Origin of the sequence: Pseudomonas reactans (assembly GCF_013387025.1) — a bacterium.
Lineage (GTDB): Bacteria > Pseudomonadota > Gammaproteobacteria > Pseudomonadales > Pseudomonadaceae > Aquipseudomonas > Aquipseudomonas reactans.
The window spans coordinates 203736-223078 of the sequence record NZ_JACAQP010000014.1 but is presented as its reverse complement, the minus strand read 5'-3'; the positions used below and the strand labels follow the sequence as shown (position 1 = coordinate 223078).

Below are 19343 nucleotides of genomic sequence, written 5' to 3'. Positions count from 1 at the left end.
CATGGCAGGACTGAAAGCCTTGCCAGGAATAACCCCATGAGCGCAACCCGCCCCAAAGTGATTGAGCCCAAGCCCCCATTCTGGAGCCGTCCACGTGTGTTTATCGGTGTCTGCGTGGCCATCGTCGCCGGCCTCGGCGGCGCGCTCTACACCCAGGACAACGTCAAGTCAGCCGCCACGCTGGTGACCACCGCCCAGCAGCCGGCCGCGCAAATCATGGCGCACAAGGACTACATTGAAGTCGAACCGATCGCCACGGCGGCGCCTGAACCGGACCGCAGCCTGGAGCTTTGGGCGATGCCCGAGGGTAAAGCACCCGTCTCACTGGGGCTGTTGCCGGAAGATGGCAAAGGCATCATTGGCCTCAACCCGCGTCAGCAGAAAAGCATTCGCAAACCGGTGGAGTTGATGGTGAGTTCGGAGACCAAGGGTGGGTCGTTGAGCAAGCAGCCCACGGGGCCGACGGTCTACCAAGGCGCTCTCGCCAACCGCTGACACCACAAAAACCAAGTGGGAGCGGGCTTGCTCGCGAATGCGATAGGTCAGTCAAAGATGCTTTAACTTAACCACCGCTTTCGCGAGCAAGCCCGCTCCCACAGTTGGATCGCTGTATGCCTGCGGTTTAGGCCGCGCTGAACAGCTTGTGCGGATCAATCACAAATTTCTTCGGCACGCCCGCATCGAACTCGCCATACCCACGTGGCGCATCATCCAGGCTGATCACCTGCACACCGACGATCTCGGCAATGTTGATACGGTCCCACATGATCGCCTGCATCAGCGCGCGGTTGTACTTCATCACCGGGGTCTGGCCGGTGTGGAAGCTGTGGGACTTGGCCCAGCCGAGGCCGAAGCGAATGCTCAGGCTGCCCATCTTGGCAGCGGCATCCACCGCACCTGGATCTTCGGTGACGTACAGGCCAGGAATACCGATCTTGCCGGCCACGCGCACCACGCCCATCAGCGAGTTGAGCACGGTGGCCGGGGCTTCGGCTTTCACGCCTTCATGGCCGTGGCCACGGGCTTCGAAACCAACGGCGTCGACGGCGCAATCCACTTCCGGCTCGCCCAGCAGCGCAGCGATCTGTTCGTGCAGCGGGGTATCGGTGGACAGGTCGGCCACTTCAAAGCCCTGGGCCTTGGCGTGGGCCAGGCGGATCGGATTGACGTCGCCGATGATCACCACCGCCGCGCCCAACAAGCGTGCAGAAGCGGCAGCGGCCAGGCCGACCGGGCCAGCGCCCGCGATGTACACGGTGCTGCCTGGGCCAACGCCAGCCGTGACGGCGCCGTGGTAGCCCGTCGGGAGAATGTCGGAGAGACACGTCAGGTCGCGGATTTTCTCCATGGCCTTGTCGCGGTCCGGCAGTTTCAGCAGGTTGAAGTCGGCATACGGCACCAGCACGTATTCAGCCTGGCCGCCGGTCCAGTCGCCCATGTCGACATAGCCGTAGGCACCGCCGGCACGGGCCGGGTTGACGGTCAGGCAGACGCCGGTGTGTTGCTCTTTGCAGGAACGGCAGCGGCCGCAGGCCACGTTGAACGGCACGGAAACCAGGTCGCCGATCTTCAGGTTCTCGACGTCGCTGCCCTTCTCGATCACTTCACCGGTAATTTCATGACCGAGCACCAGGCCGGTCTGGGCAGTGGTGCGGCCGCGCACCATGTGTTGGTCGGAGCCGCAGATGTTGGTGGAGACCACGCGCAGGATGACGCCGTGCTCAATCTTCCTGCCACGGGGGTCCTGCATTTTGGGATAGTCGATTTTCTGTACTTCGACCTTGCCGTTGCCGAGATACACGACACCACGATTACCAGACATGCTTTCACCTCGCTGTTGTTTTTATGGAACTGCGTTGCCCGTTGGGTGGGCAGCGCGTTTAAGTGCTCGGGTACAGATGCTGTTTTTGCGTTGTTTGTTAGGGCCTCATCGGGGGCAAGCCCCCTCCCACATTTGACTGCATTCACCCATCAAAGGTGGGAGGGGGCTTGCCCCCGATGGCGTCAGTCAAAGCACCACAGTTCTATTGGCGTTCAAAAACACCCGCCGCTCAATGTGATACCCCACCGCCCGGGCCAATGTCAGCCCTTCAATATCCCGCCCCTTGGCAATCAAATCCTCGGGATAGTGGCTGTGATCCACCACCTCCACGCCCTGGGCAATGATCGGGCCTTCATCCAGATCGTTGTTGATGTAATGCGCCGTGGCCCCCACCAACTTCACGCCTTTGTTGTAAGCCTGGTGATACGGCTTGGCGCCCTTGAACCCCGGCAACAACGAGTGGTGAATGTTGATGGCCTTGCCATCCAGCTTGCGACACAGCTCCGGCGACAGCACTTGCATGTAGCGCGCAAGGATCACCAATTCCGCGCCGGTGTCTTCCACCACCTGCCACACCTGACGCTCCTGGGACGGTTTGTCGTTGGGGTCGAGGGGGAAATGGTAGTAGGGAATCTGGTGCCAGTCGGCCAAAGGCTTCAAATCAGGGTGGTTGGACACCACCGCGACCACGTCCATCGACAGTTGGCCGATGCGCTGGCGATACAGCAGATCGTTCAGGCAGTGATCGGCCTTGGAGACCATGATCACCACTTTTGGCCGATAGTTCGGCGCCGTCAGTTCGAAGATCATGCCGAAGGCTTCGCCGCGCGTGGCCAGGCCATCGCGGAAACCTTGTTCGTCAAAACCGTCGGGCTGGCGGAACTCCACGCGAATAAAGAACCGGCCCGAAAGCCGGTCATCGAACGAGTGGTGCTCGGTAACGTAGCAACCCTGCTCGAACAGGTAGCGGGTGACCGCGTCCACCGTGCCGAGCACGCTGGGGCAGTCGGCGGTCAAAATCCATGTATCGGGTGCGCGGCTCATGGGGTATTCCTCAGGCTTGGACGCTCAGGCCAAATTCGGCGGATGCATCCTGTAACCACAACCACCAGTAATCCGAGAAGCTGCGGCGAATCAGCAGTTCCCAAGTGTCTTCAGCCGTGTGACGGATCACCAGCTGCGACTTGGCGAACACCGTGCCCACCGCCTTGCCCACCGGGAAGTTGTTGGGGTGCACGTCGTAGCTGGTGGACTTCATCAGCACATCGCGCACGTTCGGGCCGCTCAGTTCAAGGATCTGCTGGCCGCCGCTGACGTTGACGACCTGGATGTGCAAATCACCCAGGGCGGCACGCAGGTTTTGCTCTGCGGCGAACTCTTCACCGCTTGGCACGATCAGCAGCCACTCATCCGGGCCGAGCCATTGCAGGCTGGTTTCGCCCTTGATGATCACTTGCAGGGCGCCAGGCAACTCGATGCCCAGGGCCTTGTGCACGCCGGCGGCGAAAGCTGCGTCATGGCCGTCGCCACGAATAGTCAGGTGGCCCAGGAGTTTCTTTTCACGCACGGTCACGCCGGCGTTCTTGCGACCCTTGCCGACCAGGCTGGCGAGGTCGGCATGGTGCAGCGACGACTCGGCCTTGGCCCCGGTGGTTGGGCGTTGTTGGTACACATTGGCTGCTGTCATAAAGCACCTGTTCTGAATGCTGTGGTGTCTGTTCTGGCCTCATCGCGGGCAAGCCCGGCTCCCACAGGGGAATGCATTCCAAATGTGGGAGCTGGCTCGCCTGCGATGCAGGCGACGCGGTCTATCAGATGTTCTGGCGATCGCCTTTCGGGTCAAAGAACACCGAAGACACAATCTCCGCCTCGATCACGCTGCCATCCGCCTGCGGTGAAAACACCCGCTCGCCGATGCGCTTCAAGCCGCCCTTCACCACCGCCATCGCAAACGAATAACCCAGGGAGTTATGCGCATAGCTCGATGTCACGTGACCGACCATCTTCATCGGAATCGTCTGCTTCGGATCGAACACCAATTGCGCGCCTTCCGGCAGCCATACATTCGGATCGATCGGCTTCAAGCCCACCAGTTGCTTACGCTCTTCGCGCACGCAGTCTTCACGGTTCATGCCGCGCCAGCCGATCCACGAGAACGGCTTGGTGCGACCCACGCACCAGCCCATGTTCAGGTCGTCCGGGGTCATCGAGCCGTCAGTGTCCTGGCCGACGATGATGAAGCCCTTCTCGGCCCGCAGCACGTGCATGGTTTCGGTGCCGTACGGGGTCAGGTTGTACTTCTTGCCGGCGTCGACGATTTTTTCCAGCACGCCCATGGCGTAGTCGGCTTGCACGTTGACTTCGTACGACAGTTCACCGGTAAACGAGATCCGGAACACCCGCGCCGGAACGCCGCCGACCAAGCCTTCCTTCCAGGTCATGAACGGGAAACCGTCCTTGTCCAGGTCGATGTCGGTGACTTCGGCCAGCAGCTTGCGGCTGTTGGGGCCGGACAAGGTCATGGTGGCCCAGTGGTCGGTGACCGAGGTGAAGTACACCTTGAGGTCTGGCCACTCGGTCTGTTGGTAGATTTCCAGCCACTGCAGTACGCGGGCGGCGCCGCCGGTGGTGGTGGTCATCAGGAAGTGGTTGTCAGCGAGACAGGCAGTCACGCCGTCATCGAAGACCATGCCGTCTTCCTTGCACATCAGGCCGTAGCGCGCCTTGCCCACGTCGAGCTTGGTCCAGGCGTTGGAGTAGATACGGTTGAGGAATTCGCGCGCGTCCGGGCCCTGGATGTCGATCTTGCCGAGGGTGGACGCATCCAGCAGGCCGACGCTGTCGCGCACGGCCAGGCATTCGCGCTTCACCGCAGCGTGCAGGTCTTCACCGTTGCGTGGGAAGTACCACGGGCGTTTCCACTGGCCGACGTCTTCAAACTCGGCGCCGTTCTTCACGTGCCAGGCCTGCAGCGCGGTGTAGCGAACCGGTTCGAAGATGTGCCCGCAGTGACGGCCCGCCACCGCGCCGAAAGTCACCGGCGTGTAGTTCGGGCGGAACATGGTGGTGCCCATCTGCGGGATGGTCACGTTCAGCGAACGGGCGGCGATGGCCAGGCCGTTAACGTTGCCCAGCTTGCCCTGGTCGGTGCCGAAGCCCAGCGCGGTGTAGCGTTTGACGTGCTCTACCGACTCGAAACCTTCGCGGGTCGCCAGTTCGATGGCGGCGGCGGTCACGTCGTTTTGCAGGTCGACGAATTGCTTCGGCGCCCGTGCGGTTGGCTTGTCGTGCGGCACCTGGTAGATCGCCAGCGTCGGCTCTTCCAGGCGGCTCAGGGCTTTCGGCAAGGTGCCTTCGACTGGGGCAAAACCGGCTTCACTGGCCGCGCGCACGCCGCCTTCAAAACCGTCAGCCAGGGAATCGCCAAGGCCGTAGACACCGTTGATGCCACCCACGCACACACGTTTCTGCGGTGCTTCGCCCGGCACAAAACCGAGGATGTCTTCTCGCCAGGTCGGCTTGCCGCCCAGGTGCGAAGCCAAGTGGACCACCGGGCTGTAGCCGCCAGAGCTGGCCACCAGGTCGCAGTCCAGCCATTCGCCTGGGCTGGTGACTTTATGCGCTTTCACATCAATCGCAGCCACGCGGGCAGCAGTCACGTGCTTGCTGCCACGGGCCTCGATCACGGCGCTGCCGGTGAGGATACGAATACCTTTGGCACGGGCTTCTTCAACCAGTGCGCCGCGTGGGTTGTGGCGCACATCGGCCACGGCCACCACTTGCAGGCCGGCGTCGAGCCAGTCCAGCGCAACGCGGTAGGCGTGATCGTTGTTGGTCGACAGCACCAGTTTCTTGCCCGGTGCCACGCCGTAGCGACGAACGTAAGTAGAAACCGCACCGGCCAGCATGTTGCCCGGCACGTCGTTGTTGCCGTAAACCAGCGGACGCTCGCACGCACCGGTCGCCAGCACCACACGCTTGGCGCGCACACGGTGAATACGCTGGCGCACCACGCCAATCGGCGCACGGTCACCCAGGTGGTCGGTGAGGCGTTCGTGAATGGTCAGGAAGTTATGGTCGTGGTAGCCGTTGACGGTAGCGCGGGGCAGCAGCACCACGTCCGGCAGGGCTTTCAATTCAGCAATAACGCTGGCAACCCATTCAGCGGCTGGTTTGCCGTCGAGGCTTTCGCGCGAGTCCAGCAGCGAACCACCGAACTCTTCCTGCTCATCGGCGATGATCACGCGGGCACCGCTGCGTGCAGCCGCCAGTGCAGCGGCCAGACCCGCAGGGCCCGCGCCGACGATCAGCACATCGCAGTGACGGTTGAAGTTGTCGTAGGTGTCCGGATCGTTCTCGGTTGGCGAGCGGCCAAGGCCAGCGGCCTTACGAATGTACTTCTCGTACGTCATCCAGAACGATTGCGGGTACATGAAGGTTTTGTAGTAGAAACCTGGCGGCATCAGCTTGCCGCCGACCTTGCCCAGAATACCCATCACGTCAGTGTTGACGTTCGGCCAGCCGTTAGTGCTGGTGGCGACCAGGCCTTGGTACAGCGCCTGTTGGGTGGCGCGCACGTTGGGGATCTGGGTGGCTTCGGTGGCACCGATCTGCAACACGGCGTTCGGTTCTTCGGCGCCAGCGGCAAAGATGCCGCGAGGACGCGAATACTTGAAGCTGCGGCCGATGATGTCGACGCCGTTGGCCAGCAGGGCTGCGGCCAATGTGTCACCTTCAAAGCCCTTGTAGCTCTGGCCGTTGAAGGTAAACGTCAGGACTTTATTACGGTCGATCCGGCCACCGTTGGACAGGCGATTGGTCTGGCTCATACCTTCTCTCCAGAGGCCTTGGCGGTGAATTGTGGCTTCTCACCGATCTTGTAGGTTTCAAGAATTTCGTAGGTCAGGGTGTCGCGGGTCGCGTTGAAGTACTGGCGGCAACCGGCGGCGTGGATCCACAGTTCGTGGTGCAGCCCGCGCGGGTTGTCGCGGAAGAACATGTAGTCGCCCCACTCTTCATCGGTGCAGGCATTCGGGTCCAGCGGGCGCGGGATGTGCGCTTGGCCGGACGCGTGGAATTCCTCTTCGGAGCGCAGTTCGCCACAGTGAGGACAGAAGATATGCAACATAGGGAATTTCTCCTGTTAGTGGGCGACGGCCGCAGCGCCGTGTTCGTCGATCAACGCACCGTTGTGGAAACGGTCGATGGAGAAAGGTGCGGCCAACGGGTGCATTTCACCCTTGGCGAGGCTGGCGGCAAACACGTTGCCTGAGCCCGGCGTAGCCTTGAAGCCACCGGTGCCCCAACCGCAGTTGAAAAACATGTTCGGCACTGGGGTCTTGGAAATGATCGGGCAGGCATCCGGCGTGGTATCGACGATGCCGCCCCACTGGCGGTTCATGCGCACGCGCGAGAGCACCGGGAACATCTCGACGATGGCCTGGATGGTATGTTCGATCACCGGGTACGAGCCGCGCTGGCCGTAGCCGTTGTAGCCGTCGATACCGGCGCCGATCACCAGGTCGCCCTTGTCGGACTGGCTGATGTAACCGTGTACGGCGTTGGACATGATCACGCTGTCGATAATCGGCTTGATCGGCTCCGACACCAACGCTTGCAGCGGGTGGGATTCGATCGGCAGGCGGAAGCCAGCGAGTGAAGCCATGTGCCCGGAGTTACCGGCCGTGACCACACCGACGCGCTTGGCGCCGATGAAGCCCTTGTTGGTTTCCACGCCGATACACACGCCGTTTTCCTTGCGGAAGCCGATCACTTCGGTCTGCTGGATCAAATCCACACCGAGGGCGTCGGCGGCACGGGCAAAACCCCAGGCCACGGCATCGTGACGGGCCACGCCACCGCGACGTTGTACGGTGGCGCCGAGGACCGGGTAGCGGGTGTTCTTGGAGCAATCGAGGTACGGGATCTCGTCGGCCACTTGCTTGGCGTTGAGCAGTTCGCCGTCCACGCCATTGAGGCGGTTGGCGCTGACGCGACGCTCGGAATCACGGATGTCTTGCAGGGTGTGGCACAGGTTGTACACGCCACGCTGGGAGAACATCACGTTGTAGTTCAGGTCCTGGGACAGGCCTTCCCACAGTTTCATCGCGTGTTCGTACAGGTGCGCCGACTCGTCCCACAGGTAGTTGGAACGCACGATGGTGGTGTTGCGCGCGGTGTTACCGCCGCCCAGCCAGCCTTTCTCGACCACGGCCACGTTGGTGATGCCGTGCTCCTTGGCCAGGTAGTAGGCGGTCGCCAGACCATGCCCGCCGCCGCCGACGATGACCACGTCGTAGACCTTTTTAGGGGTCGGCGTGCGCCACATTTTCTGCCAGTTTTCGTGGTGGCTGAGTGAGTGCTTGAAGAGGCCGAAGCCCGAGTAGCGTTGCATAGTCATTACTCCAAAACCGCGCTCAGCGATAAACCGGGAAATCAGCGCACAGGGCAGAAACGTGCTTGGCCACGTTGGCCTCGACATCGGCGTCGCCGAGGTTGTCGAGGATGTCGCAGATCCAGCCAGCCAGCTCGATGCATTGCGGCACCTTGAAACCACGCGTGGTCACCGCCGGGGTACCGATGCGCAGGCCCGAGGTCACGAACGGCGACTGCGGGTCATTCGGCACGGCGTTCTTGTTGACGGTGATGTGGGCGCGACCCAGGGCGGCGTCCGCCTCTTTGCCGGTGAGGCCCTGACGGATCAGGCTGACCAGGAACAGGTGGTTGTCCGTGCCGCCGGACACCACGTCATAGCCGCGCTTGATAAACACATCGGCCATGGCCTGGGCGTTGTCGATCACTTGCTGCTGGTAAGCCTTGAAGCCTGGCTCCAGCGCTTCCTTGAAGCACACGGCCTTGCCGGCGATGACGTGCATCAGCGGGCCGCCCTGGGCGCCGGGGAATACGGCGGCGTTGAGTTTCTTTTCGATTTCTTCGTTGGACTTGGCCAGGATCAAGCCACCACGCGGACCGCGCAGGGTCTTGTGGGTGGTGGTGGTGACCACGTCGGCATACGGCAGTGGGTTCGGGTACAGGCCGGCGGCAACCAGGCCAGCAACGTGGGCCATGTCGACGAACAGCAGTGCGCCCACCTTGTCGGCGATCTGACGGAAACGTGGGAAATCCAGAGTCTTGGAGTAGGCAGAGAAACCGGCCACGACCATTTTCGGCTTGTGCTCGACGGCCAGGCGCTCGACTTCGTCGTAGTCGATCAGGCCGGTGTCGGTGTTGATGCCGTATTGCACCGCGTTGTACAGCTTGCCCGAGGACGACACTTTGGCCCCGTGGGTCAGGTGGCCGCCGTGGGCCAGGCTCATGCCCAGGATAGTGTCGCCGGCTTGCAGCAGGGCCAGGTACACCGCGCTGTTGGCGGACGAACCGGAGTGTGGCTGCACGTTGGCGTAATCGGCACCGAACAATTGCTTGGCGCGTTCGATGGCCAGGGCTTCAACTTTGTCCACGTGCTCGCAGCCACCGTAGTAGCGCTTGCCTGGGTAGCCTTCGGCGTATTTGTTGGTGAGGCCGCTGCCTTGGGCTTCCATCACGCGTTTGCTGGTGTAGTTCTCTGACGCGATCAGCTCGATATGATCTTCCTGGCGCTGCTCCTCGGCATTCATGGCCGCCAGCAGTGCGTCGTCATATCCCTGGATCTGGTCTTGTTTGCTGAACATCGCGTCTCTCCCAGCCTTTCGTATTGTTGAGGCCCGTGCAGGGCCCTTTGATGCGATGGTAGGGCTGGCGTCAGCAGGTCAAATGCCTACGCACGCCACGCAAAGGTGCGTTTACGACATGGAATGAATTCAGCGCCTCAGGCAAGGCTGTGGCGCAAAGCCAGCAGTAGCAGGAAATGCGCGGGATAGAGGGCATACGCCCAGCGGCGCATGGCTGGTGGCGAGGCGTTTTGAGCGTGTCGCAAGAGGACCAGGCCAAGCATTGGCGCAATCAGGCAAGCGGCGAATCCGACCAACGCTACGGGGGTGCCGCTATTGAGCAGAACCTGCCATTGATTGGCCGCCACACAGATCAAGCCCGGCAATACGCTGAAATACCAGGGGCGACGAAAGACCAGCAACATCGCCAATGGCAGTAATACGCCGAAAAAACCGAACATCAACTGTGTGGAAAACACGGCGGCAATCGTGAGGGCAATCAGCGCCAATCCTCGATCAAAAAGCGCCTTCTGCTGCCATCCTCGGGCAACCAGCAGGCCCAGCGCCAAGGTCGGCAGGACGTTCAACGTATCGGCGTCCTCGATAAACAGTCGGTACGGCACTTCGCTGATCACGCTGAACAGTAACAGCCAGCCCAGGTAGCGCCATTGGCCGGTCACGGGCGCGCTCCTGACCCGGTGCAGGTTCGCCGCAATCGCCAGGCAAAACCACGGGAACGCCAGGCGCCCCGGCACATACAGGCCGTCCAGGCTCAAACCGACATAGCGCAAGTGGTCCATCACCATGCTCAACAGCGCCAGCCACTTGAGCAAATCCAAAGCGCCATCACGGACACGTCCGACAGGAATTGTTTGAGTACCGTGCATAATTCCCCAGTGACTTTGCATTTACAGTGCGTGCGCACCCGCGACAATCTTGGTTACAGTGCGCACCAACATCGACCACAGGAATGGGCCATGACCGACAAGAGCCAACAATTCGCCAGTGACAACTATTCCGGCATCTGCCCGGAAGCCTGGGCCGCCATGGAACAAGCCAACCAGGGCCATCAGCGCGCCTACGGCGATGATGAATGGACCCACCGTGCCGCCGACGGTTTCCGCAACCTGTTCGAAACCGACTGCGAAGTGTTCTTCGCCTTCAACGGCACCGCCGCCAACTCCCTGGCGCTGTCCTCCTTGTGCCAGAGCTACCATAGCGTGATTTGCTCGGAAACCGCCCACGTCGAGACCGACGAATGCGGTGCGCCGGAGTTTTTCTCCAACGGTTCCAAGCTGCTCACCGCTCGCACCGAAAACGGCAAGCTGACCCCGGAGTCGATCCGCGAGATCGCCCTCAAGCGCCAGGACATCCACTACCCCAAGCCGCGCGTGGTCACCCTGACCCAAGCCACCGAAGTCGGCAGCGTGTACACGCCGGATGAAATCCGCGCCATCAGCGTGACCTGCAAAGAGTTGGGGCTGAACCTGCACATGGACGGCGCGCGCTTCTCCAACGCCTGCGCGTTCCTCGGCTGCTCGCCGGCCGACCTGACCTGGAAAGCCGGTGTGGACGTGCTGTGTTTTGGTGGCACCAAGAACGGCATGGCCGTGGGTGAAGCGATCCTGTTCTTCAACCACAAGCTGGCCGAAGACTTCGACTACCGCTGCAAACAGGCCGGCCAACTGGCCTCAAAAATGCGTTTCCTCTCTGCCCCCTGGGTAGGCCTGCTGGAAAACGACGCCTGGCTCAAACACGCCCGCCACGCCAACCACTGCGCGCAATTGCTGAGCAACCTGGTGGCGGATATTCCCGGAGTGGAATTGATGTTCCCGGTGCAGGCCAACGGCGTGTTCCTGCAACTCTCGGAACCGGCGATTGCCGCGTTGACCGCCAAGGGCTGGCGTTTCTATACCTTTATCGGCAAAGGCGGCGCACGCTTCATGTGTGCGTGGGATACCGAGGAAGAACGTGTAAGAGAATTGGCGGCGGATATTCGGAAAGTGATGGAAGCCTGAAACCACGGGGCTTTCAGCGCTTTTTCAGAGACTGTTTGTACGTATTTCTGACAGTATCTATCTACCCCCTGTCTTGGATAGGATCTTGTCACCCCGAACCAACGGACGCGTTACTTCGGGGCTGACTGCCTGCCGAATAGTCGGCTGGAAATGGAAATCCTATCGAGGGCAACATCATGGAAATTCAACGTTACACCACTGATTCGCAACTGCGAGACGACACCAACGCCACACTCGTCAGCGTGGACGAGCTGAGGAAGCTGGCGAATGTCGGCGACACCATCGCCGAGCCTGCCAGGTACTTCACGGTCACCGGAAAAGAGTTTGAAATGACAGCTTCCGGCGGTTATCTCATCAACCTTTTCGTCCGCTAACCCTAAGGCCCGCGCCGCAGACTCATGACCTGCGACGCGGGACTGATGCAATTGATCGTTCCCACCCTCCGCGCGGGAACGATCAGCGGTCAGAACTCAATACGCACATCGCCCTTCGGCACGCTGCAGCACGACAGGATGTAGCCTTCGGCTTCGTCTTCTTCCGTAATCCCACCGTTGTGATCCATCTCGACTTCACCCCCCAGCTTCATCACCTTGCACGTGCCGCAGATGCCCATGCCACAGGCTTTCGGGATCAACAGCCCAAGCTTGGCCGCCGCCGCATGCACGGTTTCACCAGGGGCGACGCGAATGCTTTTGCCCGACGCGATGAATTCCACCTGATGCAGATCCGCCAGGTCGATTTCTGGCGCGTCGGCCGCCTGCTCGGCTTGCTCCACCGCGTCAGCACGGGCTTCCGGCGGCGTGGCGCCGAAGGACTCTTCGTGGTAACGCGTCATGTCGAAACCCGCCACTTCCAGCAGGCGCTTCACCGCGTTCATGTACGGCGTAGGCCCGCAGCAGAACACTTCGCGCTCCAGGAAGTCGGGCACCATCAGTTCGAGCATCTTGTGGTTCAGGTAACCGCGATAGCCCGCCCAAGGCTCACCCAAACCGTGTTTCTCGCAGATCAGGTGCAGGCTGAAGTTATCGATCCGCGACGCCATGTGTTCCAGCTCGCGGTGATAGATGATGTCCTTGGGCGAACGGGCGCTGTGGATAAACGTCATGTCGACGTTGGCGTTGGTGTCGTAGAACCAGCGCGCCATGGACATGACTGGCGTTATCCCCACGCCGCCGCTGAGGTACAACACTTTCGGGCTCGGGAAGTCGATGGCGTTGAACAAACCCACCGGCCCGTGCACCGCCAACTCTTGCCCTTCATGAAGGGTGTCGTGCAACCAGTTGGACACCTTGCCGCCCGGCACACGCTTGATGGTCACCGAGAAGCTGTAGGGCACCGACGGTGAGCTGGAGATGGTGTAGGAGCGCATGATCGGCTGTCCTTCGATTTCCAGCTCCAGGGTGACGAATTGCCCCGGTTTGAAAAAGAACAGGATCGGCTGGTCGGCCATGAAACAGAAGGTGCGCACGTCCCAGGTTTCCTGGATGACTTTGACGCAACGGACAATGTGCCGACCATTGGCCCAGGTCTGGGTGGTTACCGGATTCAGGAAATTATTGGACATGTTGTTCTCCACCGCCGACATCGGCCTTATGGTGGCGATTCTGCGTAACGCCAGAACCACCCATTTACCTATCTGCGACATTCACATACTTATCGCGACCAGCCCCCAACGACCTAGGGTTGCGCGTCGGGAACAGATTGGGCCATGTCGCCCATGGATAAGGTTCGGCGCATCGGCGGCCCCACACTCGCTCCCAACACAGACGCTTTCTTTACGCCTTGCAAAGCACCAACCGTAGCCACTATTCGCCGGCCACACAGAATGGCCATGAGGACACACACGATGGACGTCACCGCAACCTTAAGCTTGGGCGATCCGCTGGAACCCGCACGCAAGGCCACCGCGCAAATGCTGCAAGAGCGCGAGCGCACTTTCTCGTTGCCGCAGCCGTTCTACTCTGATGAGCGGTTGTTTGATATCGACATGCAGGAGATCTTCCAAAAAGAGTGGTTGATCGCCGGCATGACCTGCGAAATCCCCGCCAAGGGCAACTACCTGACCCTGCAAATCGGCAAGAACCCGATCATCGTGATCCGGGGCGCCGAAGGCGTGGTGCACGCGTTCCACAACGTGTGTCGTCACCGTGGCTCGCGCTTGTGCACCAGCGACAAAGGCAAGGTCGCCAAACTGGTCTGCCACTACCACCAGTGGACGTATGAGCTTGATGGCCGCCTGCTGTTCGCCGGCACCGAGATGGGCGCCGACTTCGACATGAAGCAGTACGGCCTCAAGCCGGTAAACGTGAAGACCGCCGGCGGCTATATCTTCATCAGCCTGGCGGAGAACCCTCCGGCCATTGATGACTTCCTGTCGACGCTGAACCATTACATGGAACCGTACGACATGGAGAACACCAAGGTGGCGATTACCACCACCTTGATGGAGAAAGCCAACTGGAAGCTGGTGCTGGAAAACAACCGCGAGTGCTACCACTGCAACGCGTCACACCCGGAATTGCTGAAAACCCTGCTGGAATGGGACGACGTCACCGACCCGCGCGCCGACCAGGCGTTCAAGGACCATGTTGCCGCCTCTGCTGCTGCCTGGGATGCGGAGAAGATCCCTTACGCCCACGCCAGCTTCGGCCTGCGTAACCGCATCGTGCGCATGCCGTTGCTCAAGGGCACCGTGTCGATGACCCTGGACGGCAAGCAGGGCTGCGCCAAACTCATGGGTCGCATCAAGAACCCAGACCTGGGCTCGATGCGCATCCTGCACCTGCCGCACTCCTGGAACCACTGCATGGGCGATCACATCATTGTGTTCACCGTGTGGCCGATCAGCGCCCAGGAAACCATGGTCACCACCAAATGGCTGGTGCACAAGGACGCCGTGGAAGGTGTGGACTACGACGTCGAGCGCATGCGCCAGGTGTGGGACGCCACCAACGACCAGGACCGTCGCCTGGCCGAAGAGAACCAGCGCGGCATCAACTCCACCGCCTACCAGCCAGGTCCGTACTCCAAGACTTATGAGTTCGGCGTGGTGAACTTTGTGGACTGGTACAGCGAGCGCCTGTTGAGCAACCTGGGGGCCGCTCCGGCGCCGTACCTCAAGGGCGTTGCGGTTCACGAATAACCTGTTGATCTACGGGGGCTGGGTTGTACAAAAAACACCCAACCCCCTGATAACCCTTGATTCCCCTGCCCTCCAGCCTTTACCCAACAACTTATCCACAAAGCCACCCACAGCAATTGTGGGCAAGTACGCTTCTCTCCTGAAATTAAGTGAAGAAAATCCGTGACTTATTCAAGCCAGTCGGTTTGAAGCGGCTTTGTTCATTTATTGACCAACCCAGCACAAGCCACGACTTACGTGGCCTGTAGCGGTACGCGAACACCTTATCCACAGAAGCACCAACAGACTTTGGGGGCAACTTGGAGAGCACTGTGGAAAACCACCTCAAACCTTCACAAATCGGGGTTTCCAGGGTTTTTAGTCTGGTAAAATAACCAAATCGATCACATTTTGATCAATCCGATGAAAGCCTTGATTAATATGGGCTTCAGCCGTCAGCGAACATGTTATCCACAGAAGCACCAACAGACTATGGGGGCAAGTCGCGCCGGAGAAATGCACAGGAGCAGCGAAAAACAAAAGTAAAAACCGTCAGTTAGCTTGGTTGTTTTTCGTACAGAGGGCTGCAGGGCTTGATTCACAGGGGGTGTGGACAACCGCGAACAGGTTATCCACAGACGGGTCAACAGGGATTGTGGGTAAGCTCCCTGTAGGAGCGAGCTTGCTCGCGAAGAACCTGAGAGCGCCGCGTCAAGCCGGGCACGCTGCGTTATCGTTAACGGTCTTCGCGAGCAAGCTCGCTCCTACAAGGTTCAGCGAACCACACCTTCCTCAACCAACAGCTTGAGGATGGCTTCGGCGCCCGCTTCCGGGCTCAGGCCCTTGAGCACTTGCCCGCCACCACCACTAGCCTTGGCCGTGGCGGCCTTCATCCGGTCGGCACCACTTTTGGCCTTGATCACCTTGAGGCGCTTGGGGCGTGGCTTGGCCGGTTGCAGCACCGCACCTGTGAATAACTCGTCCTGTTCGATTTCGACTTCATGGGCCGCCAGCTCACCGCGCTGCGCCGGGCCGTAAGCACTCTGCCGAGGCTTGGGCGCGGCGTTATCCACTGTCGCCAGAAACGGCAGGCGCACCTTCAGGCGTCGCCGCTGACCGCGTGGCAAGGCTTGCAGTACATGGGCCACGCCGCCATCGATGGATTCGACCTGCGCCAGCCCGACAATCAACGGCCAGCCCAATTGCTCGGCCAGCAGGTACGGCAACATGCCCGAGCCTTCACCGGTTTCGGCCTGGCTGCCGGCAAGCACCACCTGGGCACCGGCGTCGCGCAGGTATTCGCTGAGCACGGGCAAGGCATCGCTGCCCGCCGGTTGCTCCAGTACGTGCAACTGCGGCAACCCCATGCCCAGGTAACTGCGCAGGGTCGGCTCAGCAATGTTGCCGGCGTGCAGCACCTGCAACTTATCCCCAGCCATTTGCAAGCCGAGTTCCACCGCACGCGCATCTTGTTCAGCGCGGCGCGGGCGCCCGGAGGTCGGGTGGGCGCCGATGGACACCAGGCTGATTACATTCGTCGTCATGGCCATCTCCTTAAGCCGCGTCGCGCTTGGCGCCGTTGCGGTGGGCCTCGACCGCAACGATCAAGGCTTGCAGAATCGCGGCGCTTTCGCCGATGACCGAGAGATCGGCCCGCTTGATCATGTCGCAACCAGGGTCGAGGTTGATCGCCACCACCTTGTCGCAGGCACCGATGCCTTGCAGGTGCTGGATCGCACCGGAAATACCCACAGCCACGTAAACCCGCGCCGTGACCCAGGTGCCGCTGGCGCCGACCTGGCGATCACGCGCCATGAAGCCGTCGTCCACCGCAACCCGCGACGCACCTTCCGTGGCGCCCAGAGCCGCAGCGGTCTGGTGGAACAGCGCCCAGTCCTTCACGCCGTTGCCGCCAGAGAAAATGAACTCCGCTTCGGCCATGGGAATCGCTGCCGGATCCACCGCCACCGCGCCGAGGTCTTCGATGCGCGGCAGGCTGCGTGCCAGGGCTGTGGATAACTCCACGGGCAGCACTTCATGCCGTGTCTCACTGACAGGATCGGCGCATTCAGCGGCGGCCAGAATCAGGCGTGGCAGCGGGCGGGCCAAGTCTTCCTGGCCCGCACCGGCGCGGCCGATGCACTCGTCGCCCTTGATCTGCCAAACCCGCGTAGCCGGGCGTTCCTTGAGGCTGGCAGCAAAACGTCGGCCCAGTTCGCCACCACCGCTGCGGCTGTCGGGCAGCAACCAGTGGCGCGGGTTGAACTGGTTATCCACAGCACGCAAACCCTGCACACGTTGCTCCGGTGAATAACCGTCGAATTCGTGGCCTTCTAGCACCAGCAGGCGATCGACGCCTGCGGTGGCGAACGTGCCTTCCTTGTGTTCGCCAAACACCACCGCCAGCACTGCGCCGTCGCTGCCCGCCAGTTGCCGAGCCAGGCCGAGCAAGTCGCGGTCATGGCTGCTCAAGCGGCCACCGACCATGTCCGGCACCACGTTGATGTAGAACGCAGGCGCCGCCACTTGATGCAGCGGCAACTGCACTTCCACCGCCGCCGTGCGCTTGGCAGCGCCGCCCTGTTGGGCGCCGCTGCGGTCGATACGCTTGATGCCATTGGGGCCGATGAAACCGACGCCGTGGACGTTCTTGCGGATGACGCCGTTGGGGCCCATCCAACTGTGTAGTACCGGTTGCATCGCTGCGTGCAATGGGTGCAGACGGTTGCGGGCGATCCACTCAGCGCGTGGGTCGCGCCGGATAATGTCGCTCATCAGTGCACCTCCGCAGGTTCACGCTTGATAGGGGTTTTGGCCGGTGCGGCGTCTTCCAGCAAGGCGTCGGCCACCAGTTCGGCGATGTCCTTGATCAGTGGACGCGGCTCAACCACGCCTTCGAGCATCGCCGTGCATTGCGGGCAACCCACCGCCACCAGCTCGGCACCGGTTTCGCGGATGTCTTCCATGCGCATATCCGGGATCCGTTGCTTGCCGGGAATGTCGGTGATCGGCGCACCGCCGCCGCCACCGCAGCAGCGTGAACGGAAGCCCGAGCGTTGCATCTCCTTGACCTCGATGCCCAACGCCCGCAGCACTTGGCGCGGCGCCTCGTACTCGCCGTTGTAGCGGCCCAGGTAGCAAGGGTCGTGATAGGTCACGCTGTTGCCCTTGTGCTGGCCCAGGTTCAGCGCGCCTTCGCCGATCAGCTCGGCCATAAAGGTGCTGTGATGCTGCACCAGGTAGTTGCCATTGAAGGCGCCATATTCGTTTTTCAGCACATGGAAGCTGTGCGGATCGCAGGTGACGATGCGCTTGAAGCTGTATTTGGCCAGGGTCTGGATATTGCGCGAAGCCAGCAACTGGAAGGTCGCTTCATCGCCCAGACGACGGGCCACGTCGCCGCTGTCGCGTTCTTCCAGGCCCAGCACCGCAAAGTCGACCTTGGCGGCTTTGAGCACTTTGACGAAGGCGCGCAGGGTACGTTGGTTGCGCATGTCGAAGGCACCGTCGCCGACCCAGAACAGCACGTCGGCGCTGCCTTTCTCGCTGAGCAGCGGCAGGTTCAGGTCTGCCGCCCAGTTCAGGCGACCACCCGGAGCGAAGCCGCCGGGGTTGTCGGTGGCGATCAGGTTTTCCAGGACTTCCGCGCCTTTGTTCGGCGTGGCACCTTTTTCCAGGGTGAGGTGGCGGCGCATGTCGACGATGGCGTCGACGTGCTCGATCATCATCGGACACTCTTCCACGCAAGCGCGGCAGGTGGTGCAGGACCACAGGGTCTCGGCGTCCACCAGGCCGTTGACGATGGGCTGATGCGGGTTGCCGCTGTGTTCGCCGATCGGTTTGCCTGGGTATGGGCTGCCGGCGAACTTGGCATCGGTGCCGCCGGCCAGGCCGACCACCATGTCCTGGATCAGCTTTTTCGGGTTCAGCGGCTGGCCGGCGGCGAAGGCTGGGCACGCAGCTTCGCACTTGCCGCACTGGACGCACGCGTCGAAGCCGAGCAGTTGGTTCCAGGTGAAGTCCTTGGGTTTCTCCACGCCCAGCGGCGCGGTTTTATCGCTGAGGTCCAGCGGCTTCAACCCGGTGGAACGGCCGCCGCCGAAGCGCTCGGCGCGACGGTGCCAGGCCAGGTGCAAGGCACCGGCGAAAGCGTGTTTCATCGGGCCGCCCCAGGTCATGCCGAAGAACATCTCGGACACGCCCCACAGCACGCCCACGCTGAGCAACGCGGCGAGCAACCAGCCGCCGAAGTCCGCTGGCAGAATCCCGGCCACCGGCAGGGTCACCAGGAAGAAGCTGACCGAAAACGCCATCAGGCTTTTCGGCAAGCGCATCCATGGGCCTTTCGAAAGACGTGCAGGCGGATTGCGGCGACGCAGGTAGACGAAGGTGGCGCCGACAAACATCAGCACCGACGCCAGCAGCAAGGCGTAACCGAGGATGCGATTCTGCAGGCCGAAGCCATGGACCAGAATGGCGAGCAACGCCGACAGCACAAAACCCAGCGCGGTGGCGACGTGGGTGTTGGCGATGTATTTGTCGCGGGCGACCACGTGGTGCAGGTCGACCATGTAGCGTTTGGGCATGGCGAGCAAGCCGCCCAAAAGGTCGACCTTGGATGCGCGGCCACGGCGCCACATGTTCACCCGGCGCAGGGCGCCGAGGACGGCTAGGCCCAGGGCGGCGAACAAGAGAATAGGCAGCAAGGTGTTCAACATGGTGAAGCTCCCACA

General features: G+C 61.5%; 16 protein-coding genes. 4 read left to right on the top strand and 12 right to left on the bottom strand.

Going from position 1 to position 19343, the window contains the following annotated elements:
* The first annotated feature begins 36 nt into the window (after positions 1 to 36).
* Complete coding sequence (locus tag HX793_RS17775; RefSeq protein WP_177052731.1) at positions 37 to 495, top strand: anti-sigma factor domain-containing protein; 459 nt, start codon at positions 37 to 39, stop codon at positions 493 to 495.
* Between the two features lie 127 nt (positions 496 to 622).
* Here the strand turns inward: HX793_RS17775 and fdhA are convergent, their stop codons facing one another.
* The 8 genes from fdhA to HX793_RS17735 form a co-directional block, all read right to left on the bottom strand.
* Entirely contained in the window at positions 623 to 1822 is a 1200-nt protein-coding gene (fdhA, locus tag HX793_RS17770; RefSeq protein ID WP_016977809.1) for a formaldehyde dehydrogenase, glutathione-independent, read from the bottom strand.
* Positions 1823 to 2008: 186 nt separating this feature from the next.
* Positions 2009 to 2866, bottom strand: coding sequence for a formyltetrahydrofolate deformylase (gene purU, locus HX793_RS17765; RefSeq protein WP_016977808.1), 858 nt, complete (start codon positions 2864 to 2866; stop codon positions 2009 to 2011).
* A gap of 10 nt (positions 2867 to 2876) precedes the next feature.
* Positions 2877 to 3509 carry a sarcosine oxidase subunit gamma gene (locus HX793_RS17760; protein ID WP_105697819.1) on the bottom strand — a complete coding sequence of 211 codons (633 nt, stop codon included), beginning with the start codon at positions 3507 to 3509 and terminating at the stop codon, positions 2877 to 2879.
* A gap of 124 nt (positions 3510 to 3633) precedes the next feature.
* Positions 3634 to 6651, bottom strand: coding sequence for a sarcosine oxidase subunit alpha (locus tag HX793_RS17755; protein WP_177094336.1), 3018 nt, complete (start codon positions 6649 to 6651; stop codon positions 3634 to 3636).
* Entirely contained in the window at positions 6648 to 6950 is a 303-nt protein-coding gene (locus HX793_RS17750) for a sarcosine oxidase subunit delta (protein ID WP_010207083.1), read from the bottom strand. The genes HX793_RS17755 and HX793_RS17750 overlap by 4 nt, the downstream gene beginning before the upstream one ends.
* Before the next feature lie 15 nt (positions 6951 to 6965).
* Positions 6966 to 8216 (bottom strand): sarcosine oxidase subunit beta, encoded by a 1251-nt coding sequence (locus HX793_RS17745; protein WP_010207084.1) that lies wholly within the window; start codon positions 8214 to 8216, stop codon positions 6966 to 6968.
* A 22-nt stretch (positions 8217 to 8238) separates the two neighbouring features.
* Positions 8239 to 9492: a serine hydroxymethyltransferase gene (gene glyA / locus HX793_RS17740; protein ID WP_010207085.1), complete on the bottom strand. Its 1254-nt coding sequence runs from the start codon at positions 9490 to 9492 to the stop codon at positions 8239 to 8241.
* A gap of 137 nt (positions 9493 to 9629) precedes the next feature.
* Positions 9630 to 10358, bottom strand: coding sequence for a TraX family protein (locus HX793_RS17735; protein ID WP_177094334.1), 729 nt, complete (start codon positions 10356 to 10358; stop codon positions 9630 to 9632).
* 90 nt (positions 10359 to 10448) lie between these two features.
* On the opposite strand from HX793_RS17735, the gene HX793_RS17730 reads away from it, so the two are divergent.
* On the top strand, positions 10449 to 11489 hold the full coding sequence (locus HX793_RS17730) for a threonine aldolase family protein (RefSeq protein WP_016977803.1): 1041 nt from the start codon (positions 10449 to 10451) through the stop codon (positions 11487 to 11489).
* Positions 11490 to 11665: 176 nt separating this feature from the next.
* Positions 11666 to 11863, top strand: coding sequence for a hypothetical protein (locus tag HX793_RS17725; protein ID WP_177094332.1), 198 nt, complete (start codon positions 11666 to 11668; stop codon positions 11861 to 11863).
* Positions 11864 to 11952: 89 nt separating this feature from the next.
* On the opposite strand, the gene gbcB is transcribed toward HX793_RS17725, so the two are convergent.
* Entirely contained in the window at positions 11953 to 13053 is a 1101-nt protein-coding gene (gene gbcB, locus HX793_RS17720; RefSeq protein WP_028618224.1) for a glycine betaine monooxygenase reductase subunit, read from the bottom strand.
* Positions 13054 to 13335: 282 nt separating this feature from the next.
* Between gbcB and gbca the strand changes: the two genes are divergently transcribed.
* Positions 13336 to 14631, top strand: a complete 1296-nt coding sequence (gbca, locus tag HX793_RS17715) for a glycine betaine monooxygenase oxygenase subunit (protein WP_038848868.1) — start codon at positions 13336 to 13338, stop codon at positions 14629 to 14631.
* A gap of 752 nt (positions 14632 to 15383) precedes the next feature.
* On the opposite strand, the gene etfB is transcribed toward gbca, so the two are convergent.
* Genes etfB through dgcB form a run of 3 tightly spaced genes read right to left on the bottom strand, consistent with a single transcriptional unit; the run spans position 15384 to position 19328 of the window.
* The gene (gene etfB / locus HX793_RS17710) at positions 15384 to 16154 is read right to left on the bottom strand and encodes an electron transfer flavoprotein subunit beta (protein ID WP_177094330.1); all 771 of its coding nucleotides are present in this window, start codon (positions 16152 to 16154) and stop codon (positions 15384 to 15386) included.
* A 10-nt stretch (positions 16155 to 16164) separates the two neighbouring features.
* Positions 16165 to 17385 carry an electron transfer flavoprotein subunit alpha gene (gene etfA, locus HX793_RS17705; RefSeq protein ID WP_177094328.1) on the bottom strand — a complete coding sequence of 407 codons (1221 nt, stop codon included), beginning with the start codon at positions 17383 to 17385 and terminating at the stop codon, positions 16165 to 16167.
* Positions 17385 to 19328: a dimethylglycine demethylation protein DgcB gene (gene dgcB / locus HX793_RS17700; RefSeq protein WP_177094325.1), complete on the bottom strand. Its 1944-nt coding sequence runs from the start codon at positions 19326 to 19328 to the stop codon at positions 17385 to 17387. Before dgcB ends, etfA begins: the two co-directional genes overlap by 1 nt.
* Positions 19329 to 19343 lie beyond the last annotated feature (15 nt).